Source organism: Aeromonas sp. A35_P, from assembly GCF_002259925.1.
GTDB classification, from domain to species: Bacteria; Pseudomonadota; Gammaproteobacteria; order Enterobacterales; family Aeromonadaceae; genus Aeromonas; species Aeromonas dhakensis.
In genome coordinates, this window is sequence record NZ_NEVB01000149.1 from 1 (window position 1) to 3884 (window position 3884).

At 56.2% G+C, this 3884-nt stretch carries 2 protein-coding genes; both read left to right on the plus strand.

Features of this window, described 5'->3' with window-relative positions; all coding sequences use genetic code 11:
- Window positions 1-486: DUF1643 domain-containing protein (locus tag CAK78_RS09880; protein ID WP_217900821.1), on the plus strand; the 486-nt coding region annotated here is incomplete at its 5' end.
- A gap of 34 nt (window positions 487-520) precedes the next feature.
- Window positions 521-3685: a type I restriction endonuclease subunit R gene (locus CAK78_RS09885; protein ID WP_094697151.1), complete on the plus strand. Its 3165-nt coding sequence runs from the start codon at window positions 521-523 to the stop codon at window positions 3683-3685.
- Window positions 3686-3884: the final 199 nt, after the last annotated feature.

Here is a 3884-nt window from a genome sequence, read left to right on the forward strand (position 1 = left end):
GCTTTGCAATACCCTGAGCTTGCCAGCCATGCAGTCCTTTCTGAGTGTCGTTGTTACCGTTACGCCTTAAGTCGGGTATGGGACAGCAGCAAACCTTATGCCCTGTTTATCGGACTGAACCCATCCACTGCAGATGAGACAGAGGATGACCCCACTATTCGCCGTTGCATTAGTTTTGCAAAAAGTTGGGGCTATGGTGGCTTGGTGATGGCCAACCTCTTCGCTTATAGGGCTACCGACCCTGATGATATGAAAGTAGCCGCAGAGCCGATTGGTATTAACAATAATGATTGGCTGACCGAACTCGCTAATCATGCTGGGGTGGTAGTGGCCGCATGGGGTAATCATGGGGCTTTTAAGCAACGTTCATCCCACGTTCGAGGCTTTTTAACTGAACTGCATTATCTGCAACTGAATCAATCGGGGGAACCAGCTCACCCTCTTTATCTCAAAAGTACCCTCACCCCAATCAGGTGGACTAAATAGGGTATGTTGTCGATTAAACGGATGTGAAGTCACAATGGATAACAAAGCACGGGAAAAAGCCTTTCAGGACCATATCATCGAGCAACTGGCCGCATCAGGTTGGCTGGTGGGCGAGTCTGCACACTATGACAAAGAGCGAGCCCTCTACTCCGAAGATTTGATCGCCTATGTGCAGGAGAGCCAGCCAGAGGGGTGGCAGAAATACTGCAAGACCTACGGTGAGGAGCCAGAGCGTCATCTGCTCAACGCCGTGGTTCGATCCCTTGAGAGCGATGAGCGGGGCACCTTGTGGCTACTCCGTCATCAGGTTGAGGACAGAGGGCACCGCCTGGCGGTGGCCACCTTCAAGCCTGACCATGATCTTAACCCTGAGCTGGTCGAGCGGTATGCCAAGAACCGACTGCGGGTGGTGCCAGAGCTGGTTTACAGCCCCCATGGCTATGAGGGCCGACTCGATCTCACCCTGTTTTTGAACGGCATACCGGTGGCAACGCTGGAGCTCAAGTCTTGCTTCAAACAGAGCCTGGAGAACGCCAAGCAGCAGTACCGCTTCGACCGCCCACTGGTGACGGTGGGCAAGCGTGAGCCGCTGCTGGCTTTCCGTCGCGGGGCGCTGGTGCACTTTGCCGTCAATCAGTTTGAGGTGGCGATGACCACGCGGCTGGCCGGAGCAGATACCTTCTTCTTGCCGTTCAACCGTGGCACCGCCAAGGGCGGGGCAGGGAACGATCAGCCTGAGACAGGCTATGCCAGCGAGTACCTATGGCATGAGATTTTCGTGCCCGAGACCTTCCTCAATATTCTGGGTCGCTATCTGCATCTGCAGGTGAAGCACGAAGAGGACGCTCTGGGCCGCATCAAGAAAAAAGAGACGATGATCTTCCCCCGATATCACCAGTGGAAGGTGGTGGAGACGCTGCTTGCAACGCTGAGCCAAGAAGGGAGCGGCCAGAAGTACCTGATCCAGCACTCGGCGGGCTCTGGCAAGTCGAACTCTATCGCTTGGTTGACCCATCAGCTTGCGTCGTTGCGGCGTGACGGGGATAAGCTATTCAATTCCGTCATCGTAGTCACCGACCGTACCGTGCTCGATAGCCAGTTGCAGGAGACTATCGCTCAGTTCGATCACGCATCCGGGGTGATCTCCCGGATCAATCGGGAAGAGGGGGATGGCAGCAAATCTGCTCAGTTGGCCGAGGCACTGACCAGCGGCACTCCCATCATTATCGTCACCATTCAGACCTTCCCCCATGTGCTCAAGGCCATTCAGGAGAGTACCAGCCTGAAGGCCAGCCGCTTTGCGGTGGTGGCCGACGAGGCTCATTCCAGCCAGACCGGCAAGACTGCCCGTCAGTTGCGTGAGGTGTTGATGGCCGAACAGCTGAATGATGAGGAAGAGCTCTCGGCCGAGGATGTGATGAACCTGACCTTGGCTGCCCGTGGCGGCAGTCAGAACATCAGCTACTTCGCCTTCACTGCTACCCCGAAGGCCAAAACGCTGGAGCTGTTCGGTCGCCCGCCCAAACCCCATCTGCCCATTTCGGATGAGAATAAACCCGAGCCTTTCCACGTCTACACCATGCGCCAGGCGATCGAGGAGGGGTTCATCCTTGACGTGTTGCGGAACTACACCAACTACCAGTTGGCGTTCAAGCTGGCGATGGATAGCGAAGCGGCTGATGCAGAAGTGGACAGCAAGAAGGCCAAGCGCAAGCTATCCCAGTGGGTCCGGCTGCACCCGCACAACATTGGCCAGAAAGTGCAGGTGATAGTCGAGCACTTCCGCCAGCATGTTGGCAAACTCTTGGGCGGACAAGCCAAGGCGATGGTGGTAACCAGCAGCCGGATGGAGGCGGTCCGCTACAAGCTGGCGTTCGACAAGTACGTTAAGGACCAGGGTTATCAAGCCATTCGGGCCATGGTGGCCTTCTCGGGCGACATCGAGGACGAGGGGCAGATGTGGAACGAGCGGAACATGAACCCGGAGCTGAAGGGCCGGGACATGCGTAAGGCGTTCGATACGGCTGACTATCAGGTGATGCTGGTGGCCAACAAGTTCCAGACTGGGTTCGATCAGCCCAAGCTGTGTGCCATGTATGTGGACAAACGCTTAACCGGGGTGGACTGCATCCAGACCCTCTCGCGCCTCAATCGCACCTATCCGGGCAAGGAGAGTACCTATGTACTCGACTTCGTGAACGACCCGCAGGATGTGCTGGAAGAGTTCCAGAAGTATTACGAAACCGCCACGCTGGACTCAGTGTCGGATCCCAACCTGATCTATGACCTGTTCCACAAGCTCAAGGGGGAGGGGATCTTCACCTGGCCCGAGGTAGTGGCGTTTACCGATGCCTACTTCGACCCCAAACGGGGTGCCGATGCCTTCTTGCGGCACGCCGTTCCGGCCAGAGATCGCTTCGCCAAGCGTTACCGGCTGGCCATCGATGCTATTCGGGAGTGCCGGACCCAGCTCAAGTGGCTGATGGAACAGGGTGGTTCAGGTAGCGACCAGGTCAATGCAGAGCGACGCCTCAAGGAGGCCGCGGAAGCCCGTTCCGTGCTGGAGCTGTTCAAAAAGAACCTCAACGGCTATGTGCGGTTCTACGAGTTTGTCTCCCAGATCACCCCCTTCGACGATTACGACATGGAGCGGCTGTGTGTCTTTGCACGCCACCTGCTGCCTCTGCTGCGGGAAGAGGTGCTGGATGAAGAGCAAGTAGACCTTTCCTCGGTGATGCTGAGCCACTACCACCTCAAGGCCAAGCGGACCCAGGATCTGCAACTTAAAGAGAATGCTGCCGGTTATGGGCTGGAGGGTATCGCATCCCTTGGCAGTGCCAAGCCGAAAGAGGAAAAGAAGGATTTCCTCTCCGAACTGCTGGCTCGGATGAACGATCTGTTTGGCCTGGAAGTGACTGATGGGGACAAGCTCGACTGGGTGCAGGGGATGGTCAGCAAGCTAAGCGAGAACGGCCCCCTGATGGAGCAGGTCCGCAATAACCCACGGGAATCGATTCTGCATGGCGATTTCCCGAATGCGGTGGATGAAGCCGTCATCGGACGAATGGAAACCCAGCAGGGCATGTCGCTGACGTACCTCTCTCACCCCGATAAGGCCAAGGCGTTGCAGAATATGCTGCTGGACTTGCTGCTCGAGGGGTTGGCTAGTCATCAGTCATTACGGACACAGAGCCAGTAGGCGTTTGCTGGAGAAGCATGTCAGGGCTGACGTGCTCCTTCAGCGGGCAACGAGACCGAGCAAAGGAAGTGGGAACACCATCCTAGGCTAGGTCGAGGAGGTCTGCCGAACGGCTGAAATTTTGGCATTTTTAAGAACTTTTTCGACGAGATTCCATACAGAAAAAGTTCTATAAATAGCTGAAATTTCGGCAGATTGA